This window comes from Streptomyces tagetis, from assembly GCF_018069565.1.
Classification (GTDB): domain Bacteria; phylum Actinomycetota; class Actinomycetes; order Streptomycetales; family Streptomycetaceae; genus Streptomyces; species Streptomyces tagetis.
On the sequence record NZ_JAGPNL010000004.1, the window covers coordinates 45,788 to 72,621 of the forward strand.

General features: G+C 71.5%; 26 protein-coding genes and 5 tRNA genes. 13 read left to right on the forward strand and 18 right to left on the reverse strand.

The features are described from left to right. The first annotated feature begins 174 nt into the window (after positions 1-174). Together J5Y05_RS15930 and J5Y05_RS15935 are read left to right on the forward strand one after the other, a co-directional pair. Positions 175-408 carry an Lrp/AsnC family transcriptional regulator gene (locus J5Y05_RS15930; RefSeq protein WP_210872897.1) on the forward strand — a complete coding sequence of 78 codons (234 nt, stop codon included), beginning with the start codon at positions 175-177 and terminating at the stop codon, positions 406-408. 20 nt (positions 409-428) lie between these two features. After that, positions 429-914: a DUF3515 domain-containing protein gene (locus tag J5Y05_RS15935; RefSeq protein WP_210872899.1), complete on the forward strand. Its 486-nt coding sequence runs from the start codon at positions 429-431 to the stop codon at positions 912-914. A gap of 24 nt (positions 915-938) precedes the next feature. Here the strand turns inward: J5Y05_RS15935 and J5Y05_RS15940 are convergent, their stop codons facing one another. From J5Y05_RS15940 to J5Y05_RS15950, 3 genes are all read right to left on the reverse strand, one after another. Next, a complete protein-coding gene (locus J5Y05_RS15940; protein WP_210872901.1) occupies positions 939-2,093 on the reverse strand; it encodes a D-alanine--D-alanine ligase family protein in 1,155 nt (384 codons plus the stop codon). Positions 2,094-2,240: 147 nt separating this feature from the next. Beyond that, the gene (locus J5Y05_RS15945; protein WP_210872902.1) at positions 2,241-3,251 is read right to left on the reverse strand and encodes an NAD(P)H-dependent glycerol-3-phosphate dehydrogenase; all 1,011 of its coding nucleotides are present in this window, start codon (positions 3,249-3,251) and stop codon (positions 2,241-2,243) included. Further along, positions 3,248-4,024 carry a lysophospholipid acyltransferase family protein gene (locus J5Y05_RS15950; RefSeq protein WP_210872904.1) on the reverse strand — a complete coding sequence of 259 codons (777 nt, stop codon included), beginning with the start codon at positions 4,022-4,024 and terminating at the stop codon, positions 3,248-3,250. The genes J5Y05_RS15945 and J5Y05_RS15950 overlap by 4 nt, the downstream gene beginning before the upstream one ends. 143 nt (positions 4,025-4,167) lie before the next feature. Between J5Y05_RS15950 and cofC the strand changes: the two genes are divergently transcribed. Beyond that, positions 4,168-4,806 (forward strand): 2-phospho-L-lactate guanylyltransferase, encoded by a 639-nt coding sequence (gene cofC, locus J5Y05_RS15955; RefSeq protein WP_210872906.1) that lies wholly within the window; start codon positions 4,168-4,170, stop codon positions 4,804-4,806. Between the two features lie 9 nt (positions 4,807-4,815). Next, positions 4,816-5,019, forward strand: coding sequence for a hypothetical protein (locus J5Y05_RS15960; protein ID WP_210872908.1), 204 nt, complete (start codon positions 4,816-4,818; stop codon positions 5,017-5,019). A gap of 97 nt (positions 5,020-5,116) precedes the next feature. Here the strand turns inward: J5Y05_RS15960 and J5Y05_RS15965 are convergent, their stop codons facing one another. The 4 genes from J5Y05_RS15965 to leuC form a co-directional block, all read right to left on the reverse strand. Next, positions 5,117-5,776, reverse strand: coding sequence for an HU family DNA-binding protein (locus J5Y05_RS15965; RefSeq protein WP_210872910.1), 660 nt, complete (start codon positions 5,774-5,776; stop codon positions 5,117-5,119). Positions 5,777-5,912: 136 nt separating this feature from the next. Beyond that, positions 5,913-6,143: an SCO5555 family protein gene (locus J5Y05_RS15970; protein ID WP_210872911.1), complete on the reverse strand. Its 231-nt coding sequence runs from the start codon at positions 6,141-6,143 to the stop codon at positions 5,913-5,915. A 270-nt stretch (positions 6,144-6,413) separates the two neighbouring features. Next, positions 6,414-7,007, reverse strand: coding sequence for a 3-isopropylmalate dehydratase small subunit (gene leuD, locus J5Y05_RS15975; RefSeq protein WP_210872913.1), 594 nt, complete (start codon positions 7,005-7,007; stop codon positions 6,414-6,416). Positions 7,008-7,012: 5 nt separating this feature from the next. Continuing rightward, a complete protein-coding gene (leuC, locus tag J5Y05_RS15980) occupies positions 7,013-8,440 on the reverse strand; it encodes a 3-isopropylmalate dehydratase large subunit (protein ID WP_210872915.1) in 1,428 nt (475 codons plus the stop codon). 197 nt (positions 8,441-8,637) lie between these two features. Between leuC and ndgR the strand changes: the two genes are divergently transcribed. Then, entirely contained in the window at positions 8,638-9,354 is a 717-nt protein-coding gene (gene ndgR / locus J5Y05_RS15985; RefSeq protein ID WP_210872917.1) for an IclR family transcriptional regulator NdgR, read from the forward strand. A gap of 183 nt (positions 9,355-9,537) precedes the next feature. Here the strand turns inward: ndgR and J5Y05_RS15990 are convergent. From J5Y05_RS15990 to J5Y05_RS16030, 9 genes are all read right to left on the reverse strand, one after another. Further along, a tRNA-Glu gene (locus J5Y05_RS15990) sits at positions 9,538-9,610 on the reverse strand. A 28-nt stretch (positions 9,611-9,638) separates the two neighbouring features. Then, positions 9,639-9,710: transfer RNA gene (locus J5Y05_RS15995), tRNA-Gln, on the reverse strand. 20 nt (positions 9,711-9,730) lie between these two features. Then, a tRNA-Glu gene (locus J5Y05_RS16000) sits at positions 9,731-9,803 on the reverse strand. An 86-nt stretch (positions 9,804-9,889) separates the two neighbouring features. After that, a tRNA-Glu gene (locus tag J5Y05_RS16005) sits at positions 9,890-9,962 on the reverse strand. 43 nt (positions 9,963-10,005) lie between these two features. Further along, positions 10,006-10,077, reverse strand: a tRNA-Gln gene (locus tag J5Y05_RS16010). 90 nt (positions 10,078-10,167) lie between these two features. Beyond that, entirely contained in the window at positions 10,168-10,899 is a 732-nt protein-coding gene (locus J5Y05_RS16015; RefSeq protein WP_210872919.1) for an HAD family hydrolase, read from the reverse strand. A 118-nt stretch (positions 10,900-11,017) separates the two neighbouring features. After that, entirely contained in the window at positions 11,018-12,502 is a 1,485-nt protein-coding gene (gene gltX, locus J5Y05_RS16020; RefSeq protein ID WP_210872921.1) for a glutamate--tRNA ligase, read from the reverse strand. Beyond that, the gene (locus J5Y05_RS16025; RefSeq protein WP_210872923.1) at positions 12,495-13,271 is read right to left on the reverse strand and encodes a fumarylacetoacetate hydrolase family protein; all 777 of its coding nucleotides are present in this window, start codon (positions 13,269-13,271) and stop codon (positions 12,495-12,497) included. The genes gltX and J5Y05_RS16025 overlap by 8 nt, the downstream gene beginning before the upstream one ends. 129 nt (positions 13,272-13,400) lie before the next feature. Next, positions 13,401-13,586, reverse strand: a complete 186-nt coding sequence (locus J5Y05_RS16030) for a hypothetical protein (RefSeq protein ID WP_210872926.1) — start codon at positions 13,584-13,586, stop codon at positions 13,401-13,403. A 602-nt stretch (positions 13,587-14,188) separates the two neighbouring features. On the opposite strand from J5Y05_RS16030, the gene J5Y05_RS16035 reads away from it, so the two are divergent. The 8 genes from J5Y05_RS16035 to J5Y05_RS16070 all read left to right on the forward strand — a co-directional run bounded on the left by J5Y05_RS16035 (position 14,189) and on the right by J5Y05_RS16070 (position 24,701). After that, positions 14,189-17,911 carry a sensor histidine kinase gene (locus tag J5Y05_RS16035; protein ID WP_210872928.1) on the forward strand — a complete coding sequence of 1,241 codons (3,723 nt, stop codon included), beginning with the start codon at positions 14,189-14,191 and terminating at the stop codon, positions 17,909-17,911. A 9-nt stretch (positions 17,912-17,920) separates the two neighbouring features. Continuing rightward, the gene (locus J5Y05_RS16040) at positions 17,921-18,334 is read left to right on the forward strand and encodes a roadblock/LC7 domain-containing protein (RefSeq protein ID WP_018544706.1); all 414 of its coding nucleotides are present in this window, start codon (positions 17,921-17,923) and stop codon (positions 18,332-18,334) included. Between the two features lie 111 nt (positions 18,335-18,445). Next, a complete protein-coding gene (locus J5Y05_RS16045; RefSeq protein ID WP_003997626.1) occupies positions 18,446-18,844 on the forward strand; it encodes a DUF742 domain-containing protein in 399 nt (132 codons plus the stop codon). Continuing rightward, entirely contained in the window at positions 18,825-19,400 is a 576-nt protein-coding gene (locus J5Y05_RS16050) for a GTP-binding protein (RefSeq protein ID WP_210872930.1), read from the forward strand. Before J5Y05_RS16045 ends, J5Y05_RS16050 begins: the two co-directional genes overlap by 20 nt. A 405-nt stretch (positions 19,401-19,805) precedes the next feature. Next, the gene (locus tag J5Y05_RS16055) at positions 19,806-23,051 is read left to right on the forward strand and encodes a sensor histidine kinase (RefSeq protein ID WP_210872932.1); all 3,246 of its coding nucleotides are present in this window, start codon (positions 19,806-19,808) and stop codon (positions 23,049-23,051) included. A gap of 10 nt (positions 23,052-23,061) precedes the next feature. After that, complete coding sequence (locus J5Y05_RS16060) at positions 23,062-23,475, forward strand: roadblock/LC7 domain-containing protein (protein ID WP_004983065.1); 414 nt, start codon at positions 23,062-23,064, stop codon at positions 23,473-23,475. A 94-nt stretch (positions 23,476-23,569) separates the two neighbouring features. Continuing rightward, positions 23,570-24,139 (forward strand): DUF742 domain-containing protein, encoded by a 570-nt coding sequence (locus J5Y05_RS16065; protein ID WP_210872934.1) that lies wholly within the window; start codon positions 23,570-23,572, stop codon positions 24,137-24,139. Next, entirely contained in the window at positions 24,120-24,701 is a 582-nt protein-coding gene (locus J5Y05_RS16070; RefSeq protein ID WP_210872935.1) for a GTP-binding protein, read from the forward strand. Before J5Y05_RS16065 ends, J5Y05_RS16070 begins: the two co-directional genes overlap by 20 nt. A 154-nt stretch (positions 24,702-24,855) precedes the next feature. Here J5Y05_RS16070 and J5Y05_RS16075 read toward each other — a convergent pair whose 3' ends face one another. After that, a complete protein-coding gene (locus J5Y05_RS16075; RefSeq protein ID WP_210872937.1) occupies positions 24,856-25,050 on the reverse strand; it encodes an acyl-CoA carboxylase epsilon subunit in 195 nt (64 codons plus the stop codon). 45 nt (positions 25,051-25,095) lie between these two features. Continuing rightward, positions 25,096-26,679, reverse strand: coding sequence for an acyl-CoA carboxylase subunit beta (locus J5Y05_RS16080; protein ID WP_210872939.1), 1,584 nt, complete (start codon positions 26,677-26,679; stop codon positions 25,096-25,098). Positions 26,680-26,834 lie beyond the last annotated feature (155 nt).

Below are 26,834 nucleotides of genomic sequence, written 5' to 3' on the forward strand. Positions count from 1 at the left end.
GGGCTGGTTACGGTCGAGAGGACCGTCGTCACGGCCGTGTGGGTGCCGGTCTCGCGTCGATGCCGGATGCCCGGCGTGTCCCTGCCCCGCGGGTCTCCCCGCCGGGCGGGGCGACGCGATACCGTGGCGTTCCTTTTTCCCGCACATGATCCTCGCGGCCGACCTGGAGGTTCCGTGGTACAGGCGTACATCCTGATCCAGACGGAGGTCGGCAAGGCGTCGGCCGTCGCCCGGACGATCGGAAAGATCCCCGGCGTGATCCAGGCCGAGGACGTGACGGGACCCTATGACGTCATTGTCCGGGCCCAGTCCGACACCGTCGATGCCCTGGGCCGCATGGTGGTCGCCAAAGTCCAGCAGGTGGACGGGATCACCCGTACCCTGACCTGCCCGGTCGTCCATCTCTAGCCCCCGTCTACGCTGTGCCGGTGACATCCTCGCGCCACCGGCCCCGCCACCTGCTGCCCGCCCTCGTCCTGCTGATCGCCGCCGCGGGCTGCGCCACCGCGGACGACGGCGCGTCGGCCGCGGTCCCGAGCCCGGACGCGAAGGTCGCCGGGCTGTGCCAGAACCTGGACCTGGCGCTGCCGCCGACGGTGGACGGCCTGAAGCGTGCGGACCCCTCGCCCGCCTCGAAGCTGACGGCGGGCTGGGGAAACCCGGTGATCATACTGCGCTGCGGTGTGGAGCGGCCCGCCGAGATGGACGATCCCGCGGCGGACGGGGTCGAGGTCGACGGGGTGGGCTGGCAGTTGCTCGAACGGGACGACGGCGCGTTCCGGTTCACCACGACACTGCGGGAGGCGTACGTCGAGGTGACCGTCCCGAAGGAGCGGGCGGAGGGCGGGATGGCGCCGCTGGTCGATCTGGCCCCGGCCGTGAAGAAGGCGATCCCCGAGGGAATCGCCTCCTAGACACCCTCCGACGGCGGCCGGGTCTCAGCGCAGTCCCGTGGAGCGGTGCAGCGCCGCCTTGATGAGGCGGTCCACCAGCTCCGGGTAACCGACGCCGCTCGCCTGCCACATCTGCGGGTACATCGAGATCGGCGTGAAGCCGGGCATCGTGTTGATCTCGTTGATCACGAACTCGCCGTCCTCGGTGAGGAAGAAGTCCGCGCGCACCAGCCCCTCGCAGGAGGCCGCCTCGAACGCCTCCACGGCCAGCCGCCGCACCTCGGCGGTCTCCTCGGGCGTGAGCGGGGCGGGGACGATGCCGGGCGTGGAGTCGATGTACTTGGCCTCGAAGTCGTAGTACGCCTGCGAGGAGGGCGGCGGGATCTCGGCGGGGACGGAGGCGCGGGGGCCGTCCTCGAACTCCAGCACCCCGCACTCGATCTCCCGGCCGCGCAGCGCCGCCTCGATGAGGATCTTCGGGTCGTGGGCGCGGGCCTCCTCGATCGCCTCGTCGAGCCCGGCGAGGTCCTCGACCTTGGTGATGCCGATGGAGGAGCCGGCGCGGGCGGGCTTCACGAAGAGCGGCCAGCCGTGGTCGGCGGCGAAGTCGACGATCCGCTTGCGGGCGGCGGGCCGGTCGCGCTCCCACTCGCGGGGCCGGATCACCTCGTAGGGGCCGACCTTCAGCCCGAAGGAGACGAAGACCCGCTTCATGTACTCCTTGTCCTGGCCGACGGCGGAGGCGAGCACGCCCGAGCCGACGTAGGGGACGCCGGAGAGCTCCAGCAGGCCCTGGAGGGTGCCGTCCTCGCCGTAGGGGCCGTGCAGCACCGGGAAGACGACGTCGACCTCGCCGAGCGCCTTGGGCACCGAACCGGGCTCGCTGTAGACGACTTCGCGGTTGCCGGGGTCGACGGGCAGCACCACGGCGCCGTCGGTGGACTCGGCGAGCTGGTCCACGCTGGGCGTGCGCCGCTCGGTGATGGCCATGCGTTCCGGTTCGTCGGCCGTGAGCACCCACCGGCCTTCGCGGGTGATGCCGATCGGCAGGACGTCGTACGCCGACCGGTCGATGGCCGCGAGGACGGCGCCCGCGGTGACCATGGAGATCCCGTGTTCGGAGCTGCGTCCGCCGAACACGACGGCCACCCGCGGCTTGCGCGGCGGCTCGGGGCTCTGGGGGAGGTTCTCGGTGCTCATATCGCGTCGAGAGTACCCGGTGGTATTCCGTGCGTCAGCGCCGCCGGGCCGCCCGCGCGCAACGTCCCACGGACGGTCGCGCGCTGTCGCCGGGACGGTCGCTCAGCGTCGTGGCCGGCGGGGCCCGGCCGGGGCCCCGCGGCCGGTTCAGCGCCGCTCGGGCTTGGCGCTGCGCCCCATCAGCTCCGCGACGGCGGCCACCGGGGACTTCCCCTCGTGCACGATGGCGACGACCGTCTCGGTGATCGGCATGTCGACGCCGTGCCGGCGGGCCAGATCCAGTACGGACTCGCAGGACTTGACGCCCTCGGCGGTCTGCCGGGTGACCGCGATGGTCTCCTGGAGGGTCATGCCCTTGCCGAGGTTGGTGCCGAAGGTGTGGTTGCGGGAGAGCGGCGAGGAGCAGGTGGCCACCAGGTCGCCCAGTCCGGCCAGTCCGGAGAAGGTCAGCGGGTCCGCGCCGAGCGCCACGCCGAGCCGGGTGGTCTCGGCCAGGCCCCGGGTGATGAGGGAGCCCTTGGCGTTGTCCCCGAGGCCCATGCCGTCCGCGATGCCGACGGCGAGGCCGATGACGTTCTTGACGGCGCCGCCCAGTTCGCAGCCGACCACGTCGGTGTTGGTGTAGGGGCGGAAGTACGGGGTGTGGCAGGCGGTCTGGAGCCGCCGGGCCACCTCCTCGTCGCGGCAGGCGACCACGGCGGCGGCCGGCATGCGCGCGGCGATCTCCCGGGCCAGGTTGGGGCCGGTGACGACGGCGACGCGGTCGGCGGCGGCCCCGGCGACGTCCTCGATGACCTCGCTCATCCGCATCGCGGAGCCGAGTTCGACGCCTTTCATCAGCGAGACGAGGACGGTGCCGGGCGCCAGCAGCGACGTCCAGCCGGCCAGGTTCTCGCGCAGGGTCTGGGAAGGGACGGCGAGGACGGTGAAGTCGGCGCCCTCGGCGGCCTCGGCGGCGTCGGTGGTGGCCCGCAGGTTCGCCGGGAGTTCGACGCCGGGCAGGTAGTCCGGGTTGGTGCGGGTGGAGTTGACCGCGTCGGCGAGTGCGGCGCGGCGCCCCCACAGGGTGACCTCGCATCCCGCGTCGGCGAGGACCGCGCCGAAGGCGGTGCCCCAGGAACCGGTGCCGAAGACGGCCGCCCTGACCGCTGTGCTCACGTGCTCTGCCCTTCCGCGTGCTGCTCCTGCGTCTGCGTCTGCGCCTCGGTGCGGCGCCGCTGCTCGATCCGCTCGCGGCGCGGGTCGTAGGGGGTCTCGGGTGCCTTCTCGCCCCTGATCTCCTCCAGCAGCCGCGTCACGTCGGCCATGATGGCCTCGGTGACCTCCTTGAGCAGTTCCGCGGTCATCTCCTGGCCGTAGAAGCGGGAGAGGTCGACCGGTGGTCCGGCCAGCACGCGGTGGGTCTTGCGCGGCAGCAGGTGGGGCTTCTTGGTGTAGGGCGGCAGGAGTTCGTTGCAGCCCCACTGGGCGACCGGGATCACCGGGCAGCGGGTCTGGAGCGCGACGCGGGCGGCGCCGGTCTTGCCGGTCATGGGCCAGCCGTCGGGGTCGCGGGTCAGGGTGCCCTCGGGGTAGAAGGCGACGCACTCGCCGCGCTCCACCGCGTCGATGGCGGCGCGGAAGGCGCTGAGCGCGTCGGTGCTCTCGCGGTAGACGGGGATCTGCCCGGTGCCGCGCATCGCGGCGCCGACGAGCCCTTTCCGGAAAAGGCCGCTCTTCGCCAGGAACCGCGGCACCCGTCCGGTGTTGTACTGATAGTGCGCGTACGCGAAGGGGTCGACGTGCGAATTGTGGTTCACGGCGGTGATGAATCCGCCGTCGGCCGGAATGTTCTCCATTCCCCGCCAGTCCCGCTTGAGCAGAACCACCAGCGGCGGTTTGCAGATCACCGCGGCGAAGCGGTACCAGAAGCCGATTCTGCGGCGGGGCACGCGGACACCTTTCCTCCAGGGCCTGGGGCCGGACAAGTGTCGCCCCGGGCCGCCCGTCTGTCGAGAACACCGTACGCCCCGACGGGGGAACCGCCAGATACCCCGGGTGACAATGACGGCGACGAGAGAAGGACGGGACGCCCGTGCAGTGGACCTTGGTGGTACCCGTGAAACCCCTGGCCCGAGCCAAGAGCAGGCTGTCAGACACCGCCCACGACGGGGTGCGGCCGGGGCTCGCGCTGGCGTTCGCGCAGGACACCGTGGCGGCCTCGCTGGCCTGCCCGGCGGTGGCGGGTGTGGCCGTCGTCACGGACGATCCGCGCGCGGCCGGCGCCCTCGCGGCCCTCGGCGCCGACGTCGTCCGCGACGAACCGGACGCCGGTCTCAACGCCGCGCTGGCCCACGGCGCGGCGCGGGTGCGGGCGCTTCTCCCCGAAAGCGCGGTGGCCGCGCTCAACGCGGATCTCCCCGCGCTCAGGCCGGCGGAATTGGCGCGCGTGCTGTCGGCGGCGGCGTCTTTTCCCCGCGCCTTTCTCCCGGATGCGGCGGGAATCGGCACGACGTTGCTGACCGCCGCGCCCGGCCGGGAATTGTCCCCGGCTTTCGGGGGGCGTTCCCGCCGTCGCCACCGCGCGTCCGGCGCGGTCGAGCTGCTCGTTCCCGGGGTGGATTCCGTACGGCAGGACGTCGACACCGGCGAGGACCTGCGGACGGCGCTGGCGCTGGGGGTGGGTCCTCATACGGCCGCGGTGGCCGAGCGGTTGCCCGCGGCCTGGACGTAGGCTGCCGGTATGCAGGCGACCGCGTACACCTACGACCCCGACAGCCGCAGCGGGCAGGTGCTGCTCGACGACGGCACCCCGGTGCCCTTCGACGCGGCGGCGTTCGACGCGGGGGGCCTTCGGCTGCTGCGGCCCGGACAGCGGGTGCGCATCGAGACCGAGGGGGCGGGGACCGGCCGCCGGATCACGCTGGTGACGCTCCAGACCTTCTGATACGGGCCGCGCGGGCGGTGCCGGACACGCCGCGGGCCGGACTCCGACGGGGAGTCCGGCCCGGCGCGTGAGTGCCCTGCTGCCCGGTGGCCCGCCGCTACTTCTTGCGGGCGGTGGCCTTCTTGGCGGTGGTCGTGCGGGCGGTCGACTTCTTGGCGGGGGCCTTCTTGGCCGTCGCCTTCTTCGCGGGAGCCTTCTTGGCGGCGGTCTTCTTCGCCGCGGCGGTGGTGGTCTTCGCCGTGGCCTTCTTCGCCGTGCTCTTCTTCGCCGCCGTGGTCTTGGCCGCGCCCGTCTTCTTGGCGGGGGTGGCCTTCTTGGCCGCGGTGGTCTTCTTCGCCGTGGGGGTGGCCTTCTTCGCCGCCGCCGTGGTCGCCTTCTTGGCGGCGGCCTTCTTGCCCGCGGCCTTGGCGATGGTCGGCGTGGGGCCCGACAGGCTGCCCTTGGGGGCCTTCTTGACCGCGATGTCGTTCTTCGGGAGCTTCTTCGAGCCGCTCACCAGGTCCTTGAAGCCCTGGCCCGCGCGGAAGCGGGGGACGGAGGTCTTCTTGACCCGAACCCGCTCGCCCGTCTGGGGATTGCGGGCGTAGCGGGCCGGACGCTCGACCTTCTCGAAGGAACCGAAGCCGGTGACCGACACCCGGTCCCCCGCGACCACCGCGCGGACGAGGGCGTCCAGGACCGCGTCGACGGCGTCGGCGGCCTGCTGCCGTCCGCCCAGCTTGTCGGCAATCGCTTCTACGAGCTGCGCCTTGTTCACGTCTTCCCCTTCGGAGACATTGCCGGAACGAATGCGTTCAGGCTTTTTCGCACGTTAGGCAGATATATACCGCAAATCAAACACGAAACGGGCTAATCACCCTTGTGCCGCAACGGACTCGGCTGTCTCGGCCTGTTCAGGCTTCCTCGTCGGGGAACCGACCCTCGTCGAGGTCCGCCGTGAACCGCTCCAGACGCCGCGCCGCACCGGGCAGATCGTGTTTGGCCGCGGCCGTAATGACCAGCAGCTTCCGGGTCAGCGCCATCCGTACGCCCTCCGGGACTTGCAGTGCGCGCACTTTCGCGTGCGCTTCTTTGAGCCGGACCGCGACCGCCGCATAGAGCTCGAGTTGGCCGTCGTGTTCCATGCACAGATTGTGCCATCTGGGGCGAGTTGTCGCCTGCGCAGGGGGCAACTCACGTCTCGGCACGTCGTTCCGGGACGCGCGAGAGCCGTGGCTCCAGGGGGCGTGTACCCCTGCAACCACGGCTCTAACGTGGGAAGTTACCGATTCGAGGAGGCTCGGGCGCGGCGGCCGGGACCCCGACACGGCCGTACCCCCGATCGGGCTGATCGGGGGTACGGAGGCGGTGCCGGGGTGGCCGAAAGTCGACCGTGCCGACGGCGGGCGGCCGGGTCAGACCGGGAGCGTCCGCGGCTTGAAGGACGGGCGCGTCGCCTCGTAGGCGGCGATGTCGCCCTCCTCGCGGAGCGTGATGGAGATGTCGTCCAGGCCGTTCAGCAGCCGCCAGCGGGAGTTCTCGTCCAGCTCGAAGGCGGCGGTGACGCCCTCGGCGCGGACCTCCCGGGCCTGGAGGTCGACGGTGATCTCGGCCTGCGGGTCGGCCTCGGTCAGCGCCCACAGGGCGTCCACGACCTTCTGGTCGAGGACCACGGTCAGCAGGCCGTTCTTCAGCGAGTTGCCGCGGAAGATGTCGGCGAACCGCGAGGAGATCACGGTCTTGAAGCCGTAGTTCTGCAGGGCCCAGACGGCGTGTTCGCGGGAGGAGCCGGTGCCGAAGTCGGGGCCGGCCACCAGGACCGTGGCGCCCTGGCGCTCGGGCTGGTTCAGCACGAAGGACGGGTCCTTGCGCCATGCCTCGAAGAGCCCGTCCTCGAAGCCGTCCCGCGTGACCTTCTTGAGCCAGTGGGCGGGGATGATCTGGTCGGTGTCGACGTTGCCGCGGCGCAGCGGGACGGCCCGGCCGGTGTGCGTGGTGAAGGCTTCCATGACTCTCAGACTCCAGCGGGCGTGGGGACGTCGGCGGCCAGGTCGGCCGGGGAGGCCAGGTGGCCGGTGACGGCCGTGGCGGCGGCGACCTGCGGGGAGACCAGGTGGGTCCGGCCGCCCTTGCCCTGCCTGCCCTCGAAGTTGCGGTTGGAGGTGGACGCGGAGCGCTCACCGGGGGCGAGCTGGTCCGGGTTCATGCCCAGGCACATCGAGCAGCCCGCGTGCCGCCATTCGGCGCCGGCCTCCTTGAAGACCTGGTCCAGGCCCTCGGAGACGGCCTGGAGGCCGACCCGGGCGGAGCCGGGGACGACCAGCATGCGCACGCCGTCGGCGACTTTGCGGCTCCGGAGGATCTCGGCGGCGGCGCGCAGGTCCTCGATGCGCCCGTTGGTGCAGGAACCTACGAAGACGGTGTCCACCTTGATGGAGCGCAGCGGCTGTCCGGCGTCCAACCCCATGTACTCCAGGGCCTTTTCGGCGGCGAGGCGCTCCGATGCGTCATCGTAGGTGGCCGGGTCGGGGACGGCGGCGGAGAGCGGCGCTCCCTGGCCGGGGTTGGTGCCCCAGGTGACGAACGGGGACAGCCCGGCGGCGTCGATGACGACCTCGGCGTCGAACTCGGCGCCCTCGTCGGTCCTCAGCGTCTTCCAGTAGGCGACGGCCGCGTCCCAGTCCTCGCCCTCGGGGGCGTGCGGGCGGCCCTTGAGGTAGGCGAAGGTGGTCTCGTCGGGGGCGATCATGCCCGCGCGGGCGCCGGCCTCGATCGACATGTTGCAGATGGTCATCCGGGCCTCCATCGAGAGCTTCTCGATGGCCTCGCCGCGGTACTCCAGGATGTAGCCCTGGCCGCCGCCGGTGCCGATCTTCGCGATGATCGCCAGGATCAGGTCCTTGGCCGTGACGCCGTCGGGCAGTTCGCCGTCGACGGTGATCGCCATGGTCTTCGGGCGGGCCAGCGGCAGCGTCTGGGTGGCCAGTACGTGCTCGACCTGCGAGGTGCCGATGCCGAAGGCCAGCGCGCCGAAGGCGCCGTGGGTGGAGGTGTGCGAGTCGCCGCAGACCACGGTGGTGCCGGGCTGGGTCAGGCCGAGCTGCGGGCCGACCACGTGCACCACGCCCTGCTCGACGTCGCCCAGCGGGTGCAGCCGCACGCCGAAGTCGGCGCAGTTCTTGCGCAGCGTCTCGAGCTGGGCCCGGGAGACCGGGTCCGCGATGGGCTTGTCGATGTCGAGGGTCGGGGTGTTGTGGTCCTCGGTGGCGATGGTGAGGTCGAGCCGGCGCACCGCGCGCCCGCTCTTGCGCAGGCCGTCGAAAGCCTGCGGGCTGGTCACCTCGTGCAGGAGGTGCAGATCGATGAAGAGCAGGTCGGGCTCGCCCTCCGCGCGCCGGACGACGTGGTCGTCCCAGACCTTCTCCGCGAGTGTCCTGGCCATCGCTTTCCCTCCGGCCGGCGACCGAGCGCCGAACCAACTAGATCGTGTGGAAGCGGCGCCCGCGCCCCCCTGGTCCCGGGCGTCCGCCGCCAGGCCCGTTCCGTCCATGGGCCGCTGTGACGTCGTGGCACCCAGGGTGGCGTGTTCCACGGAAAATTGAACTTGCGTTTCACAGAGTGAGACGCAAGTATCGTTGCATGGACAACAGTAGCGGCGTCGGCGTTCTGGACAAGGCGGCCCTCGTCCTGAGCGCTCTGGAGTCCGGCCCGGCCACCCTCGCGGGGTTGGTCGGTGCGACCGGACTGGCACGACCCACGGCCCACCGCCTGGCCGTGGCGCTGGAGCACCACCGCATGGTGGCGCGCGACATGCAGGGCCGGTTCATCCTCGGCCCGCGGCTGGCCGAGCTGGCCGCCGCGGCGGGCGAGGACCGCCTGCTCGCCACGGCGGGCCCGGTCCTCACGCACCTGCGGGACGTGACGGGCGAGAGCGCGCAGCTCTACCGGCGCCAGGGCGAGATGCGGATCTGCGTGGCCGCGGCCGAGCGCCTGTCGGGGCTGCGGGACACGGTCCCGGTCGGGTCCACGCTCACGATGAAGGCCGGCTCCTCGGCGCAGATCCTGATGGCCTGGGAGGAGCCGGAGCGGCTGCACCGGGGCCTGCAGGGCGCCCGCTTCACGGCGACGGCGCTCTCCGGGGTACGGCGGCGGGGCTGGGCCCAGTCGATCGGCGAGCGGGAGCCGGGCGTGGCCTCGGTCTCGGCGCCGGTGCGCGGCCCGTCCAACCGCGTGGTGGCCGCGGTGTCGGTCTCGGGGCCGATCGAGCGCCTGACGCGGCACCCGGGCCGGATGCACGCCCAGGCGATCATCGACGCCGCCGGCCGCCTCTCGGAGGCCCTGCGCCGCAACGGCTGACCGCCGTCCGTCGTCCTCCTCGGGAGTGTCCGCCTCAACGCCGCGGCGGGCGCTCCCCCCGACCCTGGTCCCCGACGCCCGGGGTGAACCCGTACCCGCCCGGGGCGAGTTGCGCGCCGCACCGGCCGCCGGACCCCGGACACGCCGATGGCCCCCCGCCTGAGCGAGGGGCCATCCGTGACGTACCCCCGACCGGATTCGAACCGGCGCTACCGCCTTGAGAGGGCGGCGTGCTAGGCCGCTACACAACGGGGGCCTGGACACTGCGTTTCCGCAGGTCCGAGCTGGTCTACCTGGACTCGAACCAAGACTAACTGAACCAGAATCAGTCGTGCTGCCAATTACACCATAGACCAATGTGGTTTAGACCAGTCAGTACCCCCGACCGGATTCGAACCGGCGCTACCGCCTTGAGAGGGCGGCGTGCTAGGCCGCTACACAACGGGGGCCTTGGCGATCCCACCCGGCGGCAGCCGGGTGTTGTCACCGCGAGAACAAAGGGTGCGACCCTGATTGTTCCCGCGGGATGGATCTGTACCCCCGACCGGATTCGAACCGGCGCTACCGCCTTGAGAGGGCGGCGTGCTAGGCCGCTACACAACGGGGGCTTTGTGGAGCAGTCCTCCACGGACGCAGATGAAGCTCTGCGAGCTGGCCTACCTGGACTCGAACCAAGACTAACTGAACCAGAATCAGTCGTGCTGCCAATTACACCATAGGCCACTGGAACGCAAGCCCCGGAGGGATCTTGTTCTAGCGTCGCGTCCCCGGTTCCGGCCTTTCGGCCCGCTCCCCGGCGGCGCAGGAAGAACATTACCCGAAGGTGGACGGGGCTCCAAAACGAGTATCGGCGCCGAGGAGCGCGGGGAGTTCGGAGAGGGAGGCGATACGGCGCGGCCCGGACGGCGGTTCGAGGGCGGCGTACGGACCGCCCCGGTCGATCCACACCGACAGCAGCCCGGCGTCGGCGGCGCCGCGCCCGTCGATCTCCGGGTGGTCCCCGACGTAGGCGACCTCGTGCGGGGCGAGCCCGAGGGCCTCGCAGGCGGCCAGGAAGGCGGCGGCATCCGGCTTGGAGACGCCCAGTTCGGCGGCGCACAGGATGGCCTCGAAGCGGTCGTGCACGCCGAGGACGCGCAGTTTGCGGTCCTGGACGGTGAGGCTGGAGTTGGAGAGCACGGCGTGGCGGTGGCTGCCGGCCAGGGCGTCCAGGACGGGCAGCACGTCCGGGAAGAGGGCCCAGGCCGCCTCGTAGTGGACGAGGTAGCGGCGGAACCAGTCGTCGGCCTCGGCGTCGGTCAGCTCCCGCTCCAGGAAGACGCGGACGCGGTCGCGGCGCTGGGTCTCGAAGTCGGCCTCGCCGGCGGCGAAGCGGGCCCACTGGCGGTCGGTGATCTCCCGCCAGCGCGCGAGGGCCTCGCCGGCCGATCCGTACCGGCCGAGGACGCCCTCGGCCACCAGGTGGGCGCCGAGTCCCTCGCGGTCGGCGGTGGTGTAGTCGAAGAGCGTGTCGTCGACGTCCCAGACGACGGCTGTGATCCCCATGCCTCGACCGTAACCCGCCGGTGCGGCGACGCACGAGGGGGCGGCCCCGTCGCCGGGTGCCGCCCCCTCGTCACACCTGTCCGCACCGGTGCGTGTCCGCGCCGTCACGCGGGGTGGCTCAGGCCGCGAGGCGGGCCAGTGCCGCGTCCACGCGGGCCAGCGCCTTCTCCTTGCCCAGGACCTCCAGGGACTCGAAGAGCGGCAGGCCGACCGTACGGCCCGTGACCGCGACGCGGACCGGGGCCTGGGCCTTGCCGAGCTTGAGGCCGTGCGCCTCGCCGGCCGCGAGGACGGCCTCCTTCAGGGACTCGGGGGAGGTCCAGTCGGCGGCCTCCAGCTTCTCCCGCGCGGTGCGCAGCAGGGCGTCCGAGCCCTCCTTCATCGCCTTGTTCCAGGACGCCTCGTCGAAGACCGGCTCGGCGAGGAAGAGGAAGTCGACGTTGTCGGTGATCTCGGAGAGCACCTTGAGGCGGGTCTGCGCGTGCGGCGCGATCGCCTGCCACTTCGCCTCGTCGAAGTCCTCGGGCGCCCAGGGGGCGGCGGGGGCCGTCAGCCACGGGCGGCAGCGCTCGGTGAAGTCCTCCGCGCCGAGCAGCCGGATGTGGTCGGCGTTGATCGCCTCGCACTTCTTGAGGTCGAAGCGGGCCGGGTTGGGGTTGACGTCGGAGATGTCGAAGGCGGCGACCATCTCGTCCATGGTGAAGACGTCCCGGTCGGCCGAGAGCGACCAGCCGAGCAGGGAGAGGTAGTTGAGCAGGCCCTCGGGGAGGAAGCCGCGCTCCCGGTAGAGGTTCAGGCTCGACTGCGGGTCGCGCTTGGAGAGCTTCTTGTTGCCCTCGCCCATCACGTAGGGCAGGTGGCCGAAGGCGGGGGTCTCCTTGGCGATGCCCAGCTCGGTCAGCGCCCGGTAGAGGGCGATCTGCCGCGGGGTGGAGGAGAGCAGGTCCTCGCCGCGCAGGACGTGGGTGATCTCCATCAGCGCGTCGTCGACCGGGTTGACCAGGGTGTACAGCGGTGCGCCGTTGGCGCGGACGATGCCGTAGTCCGGGACGTTCTCCGGGGTGAAGGTCAGCTCGCCGCGGACCAGGTCGGTGAAGGTGATCGTCTCGTCCGGCATCCGGAAGCGGACGATGGGCTCACGGCCCTGCGCCACGTACTCCTCCACCTGCGCCGCGCTCAGGTCGCGGCAGTGGCCGTCGTAGCCGGAGGGGCGGCCGGCGGCGCGGGCGGCCTCGCGGCGGCTGTCCAGCTCCTCCTGGGAGCAGTAGCAGTGGTAGGCGTGGCCGGAGTCCAGGAGCCGGCGCGCGACGTCGGCGTAGATGTCCATGCGCTGCGACTGGCGGTAGGGCGGGTGGGGGCCGCCGGTCTCGGGGCCCTCGTCCCAGTCGAAGCCGAGCCAGCGCATCGCGTCGAGGAGCTGGCCGTAGGACTCCTCGGAGTCGCGGGCCGCGTCGGTGTCCTCGATGCGGAAGACCAGGGTGCCCTGGTGGTGCTTGGCGAACGCCCAGTTGAACAGGGCGGTGCGGACCAGGCCCACGTGGGGGTTGCCGGTGGGCGACGGACAGAAACGGACGCGGACGGAGGAGCCGGATGCGCTAGCCACGCTTGACAACCTTGTTGGTGAGAGTGCCGATGCCTTCGATGGTGACGGCGACTTCGTCGCCGACGTGGAGGGGGCCGACGCCGGCCGGGGTGCCCGTGAGGATCACGTCGCCGGGCAGCAGCGTCATCGCCTCGGAGATGTTGACGATCAGGTCCTCGACGGAGTGGATCATCTCGCTGGTGCGGCCGAGCTGGCGCTGCTCGCCGTTGACGGTGAGCTGGATCGTCAGGTCGAAGGGGTCGAGGTCGGTCTCCACCCAGGGGCCGAGCGGGCAGGCGGTGTCGAAGCCCTTGGCGCGGGCCCACTGCTTCTCGCGCCGCTGGACGTCCCGGGCGGTGACGTCGTTGGCGCAGGTGTAGCCGAGGATCACGTCCCGGACGCGCTCGCGCGGGACCTCGCGGCACATGCGGCCGATCACGACGGCCAGCTCGGCCTCGTGGTGGAGTTCCTCGGAGAAGGAGGGGTACCTGATCTCGTCGCCGGGGCCGACGACCGAGGTGGAGGGCTTGAAGAAGGCGAACGGGGTGTCGGGCACCTCGTTGCCGAGTTCGCGGGCGTGCTCGGCGTAGTTGCGGCCGAAGGCCACGACCTTGTTGGGCAGGACCGGGGGCAGCAGGCGCACCTTGCTCAGCGGCACCTTGGTGCCGGAGAGCTCGAAGTCCGCGAAGGGGATGCCCTTGATGATGTCGAGCACGAGCTCGTCCGGCTGGTCGCCCTCGACCGCGCCGAAGGCGACGTTCCCGTCGATGGAGAACCTGGCGATGCGCACGGGTGGTGTGACCCCTTGGCTGAGCTGGGCTGAAGTCTGACGCTCCAGGCTAACGCGGCCGGTGCGTCCGGCGGCTCAGGCAGGGGCGGCGGAGACGGCCGCCTGAACGGGGGGCGGCCGGTGGCCGTACTACTCCGCGAAGGCGGAGACGGGGATCTCCATGAGGACCGTGCGCCGCGGGTTGGCGGTCTGGGCCGGCAGCTCGGCGGTGTGCTCCGCGGGCTCCGGGAGACGCAGCTCGCCGGCGTCGGTCAGGTGCGCCAGCGTGGTGCGCCGCGGGTTGGCGGTCTTGGGGAACATCATCGTCGTCTTCACGGTTGTACGTGACCCTGTCGTGTACGGCGCCCGGGAGGGTGCAAGGACCCTTGGGGGGACGCGGGTTGTCGGTTTTGCCTTCTCTGTAAATCGTCAGGCTAAACATGCAATTCCCGCCGAACCCGGGGAGAGGCTGTGATCACCGTGTGAGTTTCCTCACTTATCAGCACTCAAAACGGTCATTCCCGACCGGACCCCCATGCCGACGAAACGGACATGATGCATCTGAACCCATCATTCCGCTCCTGATCATGGCGACTGGGACACGGCCCGCACCTCGCGGACTTGCGCACATACATCCGTTTTGCCGCCGATCACTTTCTACCCGCGGTGATCCGTCCCTCACGTGGTGTCACGTATTCCACACCCTGGACCGCGGGCCTTGTTGGAGATCCTGCACTGTGCTGGAATTCGTCGGACCGCCGCAGGTATCGAGCCGGCGCACAGGGGGCGCACCACAGCGCCACGCGGCGGCCCGAGGGGGAACCAGCGCCGGTCACTGACGACCACCACGGGGGCGTATTCAGGGCGCTCCCAAGACGCCGACACCGTGCCCGTGCCGTTCACGCGGAGGGGCGCCTGGTCCAGAGGTTGCGACGCTAGTGCAGGGACGTTTCAAGAGGGATGGCAGCGCTTCGGCGGAGCCGGAGCCGCACGGCGGGACTGGCCCCAAGGCCGTCAGCTCCTCGCCCCAGCACGCCCAGAACCAGGGCCAGGGACAGTCCGGCGACGGCGGGGACCGGCCAGGCCGGCCCGGCAAGACGGGTCCGTCCTCCCCCGGCTCGACGGCGGGCGGCGAGATACCCAAGGCCCCACCGGGCCCCGGACCGCGGATAGCCCTGCGCAACTGGCGCATCTCGACCCGCCTGGTCTCGCTGCTCGCGCTGCCCGTGGTCGCCGCGACCACACTGGGCGGACTGCGCATCAGCCAGTCCATGGACGACATCCAGCAGCTCGACAACATGAAGCTGCTGACCGAGATGACCAAGCAGGCCACCGAACTGGCCGCCGCGCTCCAGGAGGAGCGCGACCAGTCCGCCGGTCCGCTCGCGCACGGCTCGACCGCCAGCGCGATCTCGGTGAAGGGCGACCGGGAGAAGACCGACCGGGCGCTGAAGAACTTCCTCGACAGCTCCGAGGACATCGACGCCGCCTCCAAGGACGGCAACCTGGTCGGCGTCCGCGACAGCCTCGTCGGCCTCGCCAGCGACCTGAACGACCTCAACAAGATCCGCGGCACCGCCTACCAGGCCAAGGACAACTCGACCCAGACCGTCGAGGCGTACCACCGCCTGATCACCCACCTGCTGGACCTCTCGCAGGACATGGCGGAGGCCACCAGCAACCCCGAGATGATCCAGCGCACCCGCGCCCTGTCGGCCTTCTCCTCGGCCAAGGAGTACGCCTCGGTGCAGCGGGCGGTCATCGCGGCGGCGCTGCCGGCCAGCAACACCACCCGCGGCAAGCTGGTCGAGAACGACCGCCTGTACGCCGAGTCCGCGCTGCAGAGCCAGAAGTCCGAGATCCGCACCTTCACCAGCATCTACGGCGAAGGCGCCGAGGAACTCCTCAAGCCCATCTCGCAGGGCAACCCGACCATCGAGGCCAGCGACACCTACGCGGGCCGCGCGCTCGGCAGCGCCGACGGACTGTCCGGCCTGGACAAGCGCTCGTACCAGGACTGGCTGGACGACAGCTCCACCAAGATCCAGCAGATGAAGAACATCGAGCACACGCTGCTCGAGGACATGGAGCAGAAGGCCCGCGAGCTGCGCAGCGCCTCCGAGCGCGAGGCCATCCTCTCCGGTGCGGTGATCCTCATCGTGCTCGGCGTCTCGCTGGTCGGCGCCTTCGTGGTGGCCCGCTCCATGATCCGCTCGCTGCGCCGCCTGGAGGAGACCGCGACCAAGGTCGCCCAGGACCGTCTGCCCGAGCTGGTCAAGCAGCTCTCGGAGACCGACCCGCAGGACGTGGACACCTCCGTGGAGTCCGTCGGCGTGCACTCCCGGGACGAGATCGGCCGGGTGGCCGCGGCCTTCGACGACGTGCACCGCGAGGCGGTCCGCCTCGCCGCCGAGCAGGCCCTGCTGCGGGGCAACGTCAACGCGATGTTCACCAACCTCTCGCGCCGCTCCCAGGGCCTCATCCAGCGTCAGCTCTCGCTCATCTCCGAACTGGAGTCGCGCGAGGCCGACCCGGACCAGCTCTCCTCGCTCTTCAAGCTCGACCACCTCGCCACCCGCATGCGCCGTAACGGCGAGAACCTCCTCGTCCTCGCCGGCGAGGAGCCCGGCCGCCGCTGGACCCGCCCGGTCCCGCTGGTCGACGTGCTCCGCGCCGCCGCCTCCGAGGTGGAGCAGTACGAGCGCATCGAACTGACCGCGGTGCCCACCACCGAGGTGGCCGGCCGGGTCGTCAACGACCTCGTGCACCTCCTCGCCGAGCTGCTGGAGAACGCGACCTCGTTCTCCTCCCCGCAGACCAAGGTCAAGGTCACCGGTCACGCCCTGCCCGACGGCCGGGTGCTGATCGAGATCCACGACACCGGCATCGGCCTCTCCCCCGAGGACCTGGCCGCGATCAACGAGCGCCTCGCGGCGCCGCCCACCGTGGACGTCTCCGTCTCGCGCCGCATGGGCCTCTTCGTGGTCGGCCGCCTCTCGCAGCGCCACGGCATCCGCATCCAGCTCCGCCCCTCCGACTCCGGCGGCACGACCGCGCTGGTCATGCTCCCCGTCGACGTGGCCCAGGGTGGCCGCAAGCCCCAGCCCAAGCAGGGCCAGCCCGCCATGGGCGGCGGCGGTCCGGCCGCCGCGCAGGCGGCGGCCGGCGCCGCGGCGGCTCGTCGCGGCGGTGGCGGCCAGGGCGGCGGCGCCCTCGGCGGCGGTGGCGGTGGCGGCGGCTTCGGCGGCGGTCCCCTCGGCACCGGCCAGGGCCCGCGCGCCGCGCTGCCCGGACGGGACGCGGGCGGACGGCCCGGCGCCCCGGGCGGGATGCGCGGCGGACCCCAGTCCCCGCCGGCACCGCAGCAGGGCCGTCCGGCCCCCGCGGGTGCGGGCGCCCCGCAGGGCGGTCCGAACGCCCCCCAGGGCGGCCAGGACCTGTTCGGCGCCAGCCGCGGCGCGGTGCCCCCGCAGCGCGGCACCCGCCAGGACGGCGGCCCCGCCGACACCGGCCAGGGACGCCGGCCCCAGCTCCCGCCGCGCGGCGGACCCCGGGCCGAGCTGCCCGGCGGCACCCCGCAGCCCCGCGTGCCGAGCTGGAGCGACGAGAACGCGCAGCCGCCGGTGGGACGTGCCTCGCTGGACGCCCCGCGCGGCCACGAGGAGCCGGGCGCCCGCGCCCCGCACTACGACAACCGGCAGGGTCCGGACGCGACGGCGCAGATGCCGGCCGTCTCCGGCTTCGGCGACAACCAGGGACCGGCCGCCACGGCCGAGTTCGCCCGCCCCGACTTCGACGCCCCGGCCCCCGGCGCCCCGCAGCACACGGGCCAGTACGCCCAGCCGGGCGCGGACCCGTACGGCCGGCACGGCGGAAACGGGCCGCGCGAGGACCAGTTCACGCGGGGCGAGGCCGCGCCGCAGAACACCGGCTCGTTCGTCCGCCCGGACGTCTTCGGCGGGCCCTCCGCCCCGGCGGCCTCCCCGGACCCGGCCGCGACCGGCCCGTTCGGCGGCCCGTCGGCCTACGGCAACGGCTCGGGCCCGCGCCACGGCCTGCCGGCCCGCCAGGACCCCTCGGCCGGCGGCGGGTTCCCCCGTCCGCAGGCCGGCGGCGGCCAGGGCCCCGCGCCGCAGCGGCCCGCGCCCCAGGAGCCGGCCGGGCCCGCCCCGCAGCGGCCCGCGGACGGGTGGGCCCTGCCCCCCGCCCCCGGCCCCGGCGACGGACGCACCCCGCTCTACGACACGCTGGAGACCAACTGGTTCCACGGGGAGCGCCGGGCGCGCGCGCAGGACGCCCAGCCCGCCGCCCCCGCCGAACCGCCGGCCCAGCCCCAGACCCCGGCGGCGCCTCAGCAGCCCGCCGCCTCCACGTGGCGCAGCTCGCCGAACGACGATCTCGTACGGCAGGCGGAGCGCGTCCGGCAGCCGGCCGCGGGCGGTGTCACCACCTCCGGTCTGCCTCGCCGGGTACCCCGGGCCAACCTCGTCCCGGGCACGGCGCAGCAGCAGTCCCACCAGAGTGGTCCTCAGGTCTCGCGCTCGCCCGACGAGGTGCGCGGCCGGCTGACCAATCTCCGTCGGGGAATCGCACAGGGCCGCCAGGCCGGTACCAACCAGACCGGCAGCCACCCGCGGCCCACTCACCAGCAGGAGCGTTAGTTGAGCCAGATGAGCCAGGCGGCACAGAACCTCAACTGGTTGATCACGAATTTCGTGGACAACACCCCGGGGGTGTCCCACACCGTCGTCGTGTCGGCCGACGGACTCCTTCTGGCGATGTCGGAAGGGTTTCCACGCGACCGCGCCGATCAGCTCGCGGCGGTCGCCTCGGGACTCACCTCGCTGACCGCGGGGGCTTCCCGGATCTTCGAAGGCGGCAGCGTCTCGCAGACGGTCGTGGAGATGGAGCGGGGGTTCCTCTTCCTCATGTCCGTCTCGGACGGCTCGTCCCTGGCCGTGCTCGCCCACCCCGAGTGCGACATCGGCCTGGTCGGCTACGAGATGGCGCTTCTGGTCGACCGTGCCGGCGCGGTCCTCACCCCCGACCTGCGCGCCGAACTACAGGGCAGTCTGCTCCACTGATCGGCCCCGGCACCACCCGTCTCACCAAATCACCGTCCGGCCGCCACAATCCCCCCACCGGCCTCGTCAGACGGCTTGACCGACCGACTTGCTGTCCCGCCCGGAGGATTCATGACCCCGCCCACCGCCTCTCATGATCCGTACGCGGAGCCGTACGAGGATGAGGGCGACCAACCACTGGTCCGTCCGTACGCGATGACCGGTGGCCGGACGCGGCCGCGCTATCAGCTCGCCATCGAGGCGCTGATCAGCACGACGGCCGATCCGGCAGCGCTCATGGGGCTGCTCCCCGAGCACCAGCGCATCTGCCACCTGTGCCGTGAGGTGAAGTCGGTGGCCGAGGTGTCGGCACTCCTGTCGATGCCTCTCGGTGTGGCCCGGATCCTCGTCGCGGACCTCGCGGAGGCCGGGCTCGTCGCCATCCACCAGCCGGGCGGCGACGAGAACAACGGCGGTGCGCCGGACGTGACACTGCTCGAAAGGGTGCTCAGTGGACTTCGCAAGCTCTGACGGGGGTCGGGCGACGACCTCCGCGAAGATCGTGGTGGCCGGTGGTTTCGGCGTGGGCAAAACCACGTTCGTGGGCGCCGTCTCCGAGATCAACCCGCTGCGTACGGAGGCCGTGATGACCTCCGCCAGCGCGGGGATCGACGACCTCACACACGCCGGTGACAAGACGACCACCACGGTCGCCATGGACTTCGGCCGCATCACGCTCGACCAGGACCTGATCCTGTACCTCTTCGGCACCCCGGGCCAGGACCGCTTCTGGTTCATGTGGGACGACCTGGTCCGCGGCGCCATCGGCGCCGTGGTCCTGGTCGACACGAGGAGGCTCGCCGACTGCTTCCCCGCGGTCGACTACTTCGAGAACTCCGGTCTGCCCTTCGTGGTCGCCCTCAACGGCTTCGACGGCCAGCAGCCGTACCAGCCGGACGAGGTGCGCGAGGCACTCCAGATCGGCCCCGACACCCCGATCATCACCACCGACGCCCGCCACCGGGCCGACGCGAAGAGTGCGCTGATCACCCTGGTGGAGCACGCGCTCATGGCCCGGCTGCGGTAGTCGCACCGCCCGCCGCCGGTAAGCAAGTCAGGGTAGCCATACGGCAGTTGTCGTAGCAGAACCGGAGCCGACTGTGTCCTTTGACACGGTCGGCTCCGCTGTTCATAACGTTTCGGCAGAGGAATCGAGTGGTACCGACACGCGTCGCGGTCGACCGGTGCCGCTGCGCTCACACCGGCCCCGTCTTTTGCCGTCCCTCGCTCTTTATGACCGATTTATCTGCGGTTTACCTCACGTGAAATCGTCTCGTTCCGCTGTTTGGAAGAGCGCTGGTCGTCGTGCTGGAATGCCAGAACTGCCCGATGGTCAAAGACGTACTCACCAGTAGCACGTACTGATGACGGACTGGGCTCTGAGACACTGCGGCACGACACAGGTGCCGACCGCCGAGAGGTTGTTGGTCGAGTGAGGCGAAGCAAGAGCAGTCCCGAGCCATCGGCCCGGGGCAACTTCACCCCGCCGCGCACAGCGGCGTCCGCCCCCGCGTCCGAGCCCGAACCCGTGGCGCCGCCCGCACCCAGCGGAGGCCGTCTCACCCCGCGCAACTGGCATGTGGCGACCCGCCTCAACGCGATCCTGCTCATACCCGTGCTGGTCGGCCTCGTCATGGGCGGCTTCCAGGTCAAGGGCTCGATCGACACCTGGCAGGACGCCGAGGACGCGAAGAACACCGCCCGCCTCGTGCAGGCGTCCCTCAGCTACGCCGACGCCCTCTACTACGAGCGCGACGTCAGCGCCGCCCCGCTGCTCCAGGGCAAGGGCCAGAACGACAGCTCCGTGGCCAAGGCCCGCCAGGCCACCGACAGGGCGGCCGACGGCTTCGACGAGGCCGCCCAGAGCATGCCGGACAAGCCCGGCCTCCAGCGCCGGCTCAAGCTCTTCCGCGAGCAGGAGCCCAAGCTCTCCGCGCTGCGCGCCGCCGCCTACACCCCCAAGCTGAAGGGTGTGGAGACGGAGGAGGGGTACGTCGGCATCGCCCACCCGCTGATGGAGTTCGCCAACGAACTCGGCCTGGGCACCGGCAACATCACCTCCTACGGCCGCGCCGTCTACGCGATCTCCCTGACCAAGGCCGCCCTCTCGCTGGAACGCTCGATCGGCATGCACATGCTGGTCAAGCCGGGTCCGGACCCGGGTCACCTGGCCAGCCAGCGCGTCGCCCTCTCCTCCTACGCCTACCTGGAGGGCATCGCCATCGAGGAGTACATCGGCGGCGGTACCGAGGAGGACGCCAAGAAGCTCCAGGACGCCGAGAAGAAGCTCAAGGAGGACGGCGCCGCCCTGGCCAAGGAGGCCAAGGAGGCCGACCCCGACTACGTGCCGCCGCCCGCCAACCCGACCACGATGGTCTCGGAGCTGGCCCGGCTGGACACCACCGACCCCGCCGCCCGCGCGGCCCTCGCCCAGCAGGGCATCACCCCGGACAACTGGTGGGCGGTCAACACCCTCAAGTACGACGCCTACCGCGCGCTGGAGTCGGACATGGCCGACCGGGCGGTGGCCGAGGCGTCCAGCATCGCCGACGACGCCCGGCGCGACGCCTTCATCACCGGTGCCGCGGTCGTCATCGCCCTGCTCGCCGCCTTCATCCTGGCCGGCATGGTGGCCCGCCAGATGAGCCGCGCCATGCGCCGTCTGCGCAACGCCGCCTTCGGCATCGCCGAGCAGCGCCTGCCGATGCTGGTCGACCAGCTCTCCCGTACCGACCCCGGCCGGGTCGACACCCGGGTGGCGCCGATCCCGATCACCTCGACCGACGAGATCGGCGAAGTCGCCCGCGCCTTCGACCAGGTGCACCGCGAGGCCGTCCGGCTCGCCTCCGAGCAGGCCCTGCTCCGCGGCAACATCAACGCGATCTTCACCAACCTGTCGCGGCGCAACCAGTCGCTGATCGAGGGCCAGCTCACCCTCATCACCGACCTGGAGAACAACGAGGCCGACCCGGACCAGTTGGAGAACCTCTTCCGCCTGGACCACCTGGCCACCCGCATGCGCCGCAACGGCGAGAACCTCCTCGTCCTCGCCGGCGAGGAGCCCGGCCGCCGCTGGGACCAGCCGGTCCCGCTGGTCGACGTGCTCCGCGCCGCCGCCTCCGAGGTGGAGCAGTACGAGCGCGTCGAGCTGTCCGGCGTGCCGGAGGCCGAGATCCACGGCCGTGCCGTGACCGACCTCGTGCACCTCCTCGCCGAGCTGCTGGAGAACGCCACCACCTTCTCCTCCCCGCAGACCAAGGTCCGCGTCACCGCGACCCGGCTGCCCGACGGCCGCGTGATGATCGAGATCCACGACAAGGGCATCGGCCTGACCGCCGAGGACTTCGCGGACATCAACCACAAGCTGGCCAACCCGCCGACGGTGGACGCCGCGATCTCGCAGCGCATGGGCCTGTTCGTGGTCGGCCGGCTCGCCGACCGGCACGGCGTGCGGGTCCAGCTCCGCCCCTCGGGCGAGCAGGCGGGCACCACCTCGCTGGTCATGCTGCCGGATGCCATCACCCACGGTGGCGGCGGCGAACAGCAGGCCCAGCGCGACGAGTTCACCGTCTCGCAGATCATGCCCGACCAGCACATCCCGGGTGAGAACTTCGCCCAGCCGATGCGCACCGCGGCCGAACTCGGCTTCGACGACAGCCGCTACACCGAGGTCCCCGACGACCTCCGCGACCTCGACCCGGTCGGCCGCTCGCTGATGCGCGGGGAGCGCCGCGCGGCCCTGGAGTCCCAGGCCCACCCCGACGACGGCCGGCCCGGCCCCGGGGGCGGCGAGACGACCGGCTACCAGGACCCGTTCACCGGCCAGAGCGCCTACCCCGAGCAGCAGGGCGGCTACGACCAGCAGACGTACGCCGAACCCCAGCAGACGGCGTACGAGGAGCCCCAGCAGCCGGCGTACGACGAGCAGTACTACGCGCCCAACGGCGGCCTGCCCCAGAACGACGGCTTCTCGTCCCCCGACGGCTACCCCGAGACGCCGTATGCGGAGTCCGGCCAGGACGCGCACCAGTCCCCCGCCGCCGGCGGCCCGGACGACTACGCGGCCTTCGGACACCAGCGTCACCAGGACGACTGGCCCCAGCAGGACGGCTACCAGAACGGCTATCCGAGCCAGTACCCTGCGGGTGCACCGGAAGCGGAATCCACCGAGGTCGCTGACGCGAACAAGGCGGACCGCGTAGGCTTCGACCGTCCGGGACCGGCCGCCTCCGCGGCCCACGAGCTGACCGACGCGGGGCTTCCCCGCCGCGGTTCCGCCGCGAGCGGCACCGGCGAGGCACGGCACGCGGGCCAGGAGGCACGGCACGCGGGCCAGGCGGAACCGGCCGGCCCGCCCGGGGCAGGCGACGACTGGCGCTCGGCCAACGACGAGCGCTGGCAGCAGGCTTCACAGCTTCGCAAGCCGAAGGCGGGCGGGGTCACCTCCTCCGGCCTGCCGCGGCGGGTCCCCAAGGCCAACCTGGTCGAGGGAGCCGCCCAGACCACCCCCCAGGGAGGCCCCCAGGTCTCCCGCGCCCCGGAGGACGTCCGGGGCAGGCTGAGCAACCTGCGGCGCGGTGTCCAACGGGGCCGCCGCAACGCGGGCAGTGAAACGAACGGCCAGGACACAAGGAATGAACACCGTGGTCCTGACAGCACCTACGACCAGGAGCGTTAGTGTGAGCCCGATGAGCCAGGCGGCACAGAACCTGAACTGGTTGATCACCAACTTCGTGGACAACACCCCGGGGGTGTCCCACACGGTGGTGGTCTCCGCCGACGGACTCCTTCTGGCGATGTCCGAAGGTTTCCCGCGCGACCGGGCCGACCAGCTCGCGGCTGTCGCCTCCGGTCTGACCTCGCTGACCGCCGGTGCCTCGCGCATCTTCGAGGGCGGCAGCGTGAACCAGACGGTTGTGGAGATGGAGCGGGGATTCCTCTTCATCATGTCCATTTCCGACGGTTCGTCGCTCGCGGTTCTCGCCCACCCGGAGGCGGACATCGGCCTCATCGGGTACGAGATGGCCCTTCTGGTCGACCGCGCCGGTACGGTCCTGACACCGGACCTGCGCGCGGAACTCCAGGGGAGCCTTCTCAACTGAAGGACGGACGGTGCGTATTGGCGTCCCGGGGCCGTAAGGTTTCGGGACGCGGCTCCACAGCGATGGGCGCCAGGCACAGTCGGAGGAGGAGACAGTGGCAACACCCCCAGGCGGTCCTGCGTCGGGCAACTGGTCCTACGGCCCTGCCCAGGGCCAGGGAGACGGTTCGGCGAGCCCGTACGACTTCCCCTCCCCCCCGGACCACCGGCAGCCGTACGCGCCACAGGGCCCCGGCCCTTCGCCGTACGACCAGCCGCACGCGCCGCGCATCCAGCCGGTGCAGCCGCAGCGCCGTGCCCCCGAGCCGGCGCCCGCGGCGGCCCACAACCCCCTGGTGCGCCCGTACGCCATGACGGGCGGACGCACCAGGCCGCGGTACCAGCTCGCCATCGAGGCGCTGGTGCACACCACCGCGCAGCCGCACCAGATGCAGGGCCAACTGCCCGAGCATCAGCGCATCTGCAACCTCTGCCGGGAGATCAAGTCGGTGGCCGAGATCTCGGCCCTGCTCACGATTCCCCTCGGCGTGGCCAGAATCCTCGTCGCCGACTTGGCGGAGGCGGGACTGGTCGCCATTCATCAGCCCGGCGGCGACGAGAACGCCGGCGGCCAGCCAGACGTGACACTGCTCGAAAGGGTGCTCAGTGGACTTCGCAAGCTCTAGCGGCGGTCCTTCCCGCTCCACCACCTCCGCGAAGATCGTGGTGGCGGGCGGCTTCGGCGTGGGCAAAACCACGTTCGTCGGCGCCGTCTCGGAGATCAACCCGCTGCGCACAGAGGCCGTGATGACTTCCGCTTCGGCGGGCATCGACGACCTCACCCACACGGGGGACAAGACGACCACCACGGTCGCCATGGACTTCGGCCGCATCACGCTCGACCAGGACCTGATCCTGTACCTCTTCGGCACCCCGGGCCAGGACCGCTTCTGGTTCATGTGGGACGACCTGGTCCGCGGCGCCATCGGCGCCGTGGTCCTGGTCGACACGAGGAGGCTCGCCGACTGCTTCCCGGCCGTCGACTACTTCGAGAACTCCGGTCTGCCGTTCGTCATCGCGCTCAACGGCTTCGACGGCCAGCAGCCGTACAACCCGGACGAGGTGCGCGAGGCCCTCCAGATCGGTCCGGACACCCCGATCATGACGACGGACGCCCGGCACCGTGCCGACGCCAAGTCGACGCTGATCACCCTGGTGGAGCACGCGCTCATGGCGCGGCTGCGGTAACGGGACCGCGCGGAACGACTTGGGGGGTGCCTCTCTCTGCGGAGAGGCACCCCCCAAGTCGTTCTCCTCGCCTCCCTCCGCCCCCGGGAACGCCGTAGGGGCCCCACCCGTGACGGGTGGGGCCCCTACGGCCGTGCGAGGCGTACGCGGGCGCTCAGCGCCAACTGTGCGGGGCGCGGAAGCCGGGCTCGCGCTCCAGGCGGCGCCAGCCGGCCCGGACCCGACCGTGGTGGCCGGGGGCGATCTCGGCGGGGCGGGCGGCGGCGCGGGCCAGCAGGAGGGCCGTGATGGCGGCGACCTCCTCGGGCTCGGCGTGGCCCTTCTCGACGCGGATGTCGGCAGTGCTCATGGTGTGAGTCTTTCTGGGTGAGGGGTCCGCGGGGTGTCCGCCGGGTTACTGGGGCGGGTTGCCGTGCTTGCGGGACGGCAGGTCGGCGTGCTTGGTCTGGAGCATCGCCAGGGACCTGACCAGGACCTCGCGGGTCTCGGCGGGGTCGATGACGTCGTCGACGAGGCCGCGCTCGGCCGCGTAGTACGGGTGCATCAGCTCGGCCTTGTACTCCTTGACCATGCGGGCCCGCATGGCCTCGGGGTCCTCGGCACCCGCGATCTGGCGGCGGAAGATGACGTTGGCGGCGCCCTCGGCGCCCATCACGGCGATCTCGTTGGTGGGCCAGGCGTAGGTGAGGTCGGCGCCGATGGACTGGCTGTCCATGACGATGTAGGCGCCGCCGTACGCCTTGCGCAGGATGAGCGAGATCCGCGGGACGGTGGCGTTGCAGTACGCGTAGAGGAGCTTGGCGCCGTGGCGGATGATGCCGCCGTGTTCCTGGTCGACGCCGGGCAGGAAGCCGGGGACGTCCAGCAGCGTGACGATCGGGATGTTGAACGCGTCGCACATCTGGACGAAGCGCGCCGCCTTCTCGCTCGCCTCGATGTCCAGCACACCGGCGAGGGCCTGCGGCTGGTTGGCCACGATGCCGACGACCTGTCCGTCCAGGCGGGCCAGGGCGCAGATGATGTTGCGCGCCCAGCGCTCGTGGACCTCCAGGTACTCGCCGTCGTCGACGATCTCCTCGATGACCTTGGTCATGTCGTACGGGCGGTTGCCGTCGACCGGGACCAGGTCCAGGAGGGCGTCGCCGCGGCGGTCCGCCGGGTCGGCGCACTCGGTGCGCGGCGGGTTCTCCCGGTTGTTCTGCGGCAGCAGGGAGAGGAGGTAGCGCACCTCGGCGATGCACGTCTCCTCGTCGTCGTAGGCGAAGTGGCACACGCCGCTGGTCTCGGCGTGCACGTCGGCGCCGCCCAGGCCGTTCTGGGTGATCTCCTCGCCGGTGACGGCCTTGACCACGTCCGGACCGGTGATGAACATCTGCGAGGTCTCGCGGACCATGAAGACGAAGTCCGTCAGCGCCGGACTGTAGGCCGCGCCGCCCGCGCACGGGCCGAGCATCACGCTGATCTGCGGGATGACACCGGACGCCCTGGTGTTGCGCTGGAAGATGCCGCCGTACCCGGCGAGCGCCGAGACACCCTCCTGGATACGGGCGCCCGCACCGTCGTTCAGCGAGACCAGCGGAGCCCCCGCCGCGATGGCCATGTCCATGATCTTGTGGATCTTGGTGGCGTGGGCCTCGCCCAGCGCCCCGCCGAAGATCCGGAAATCGTGCGCGTAGACGAAGACCGTCCGGCCCTCGACCGTGCCCCAGCCGGTGACCACACCGTCCGTGTACGGCCGCTTCGCCTCCAGACCGAAACCACTCGCCCGGTGCCGGCGGAGCTGCTCGACCTCCTGGAAGGAACCCGGGTCCAGCAACAGCTCGATCCGCTCACGCGCCGTCAGCTTGCCCTTGGCGTGCTGCGCCGCCGTCGCCTTCTCACCCGGCCCGGCCACGGCCTGCGCACGGATGTCGTGCAGCTCGGCCACTCGCCCGCGCGCGTCCGTCGGCTCGCCCGGCGCCTCATCCAAAACGGTCATGTAGCGACCTTACGGAGCACACCAAGGAAACCGGCCCGTCGACTCCGTACAGTCTCCGTGGCGTTTTCCTGGCGCCCCTGAACAGAACCCCGGTCCACGGCAGCCTTTTCGACTGCCGGGAGGGTCCCGGGCTTGTAGGGGTCACACAAATCACT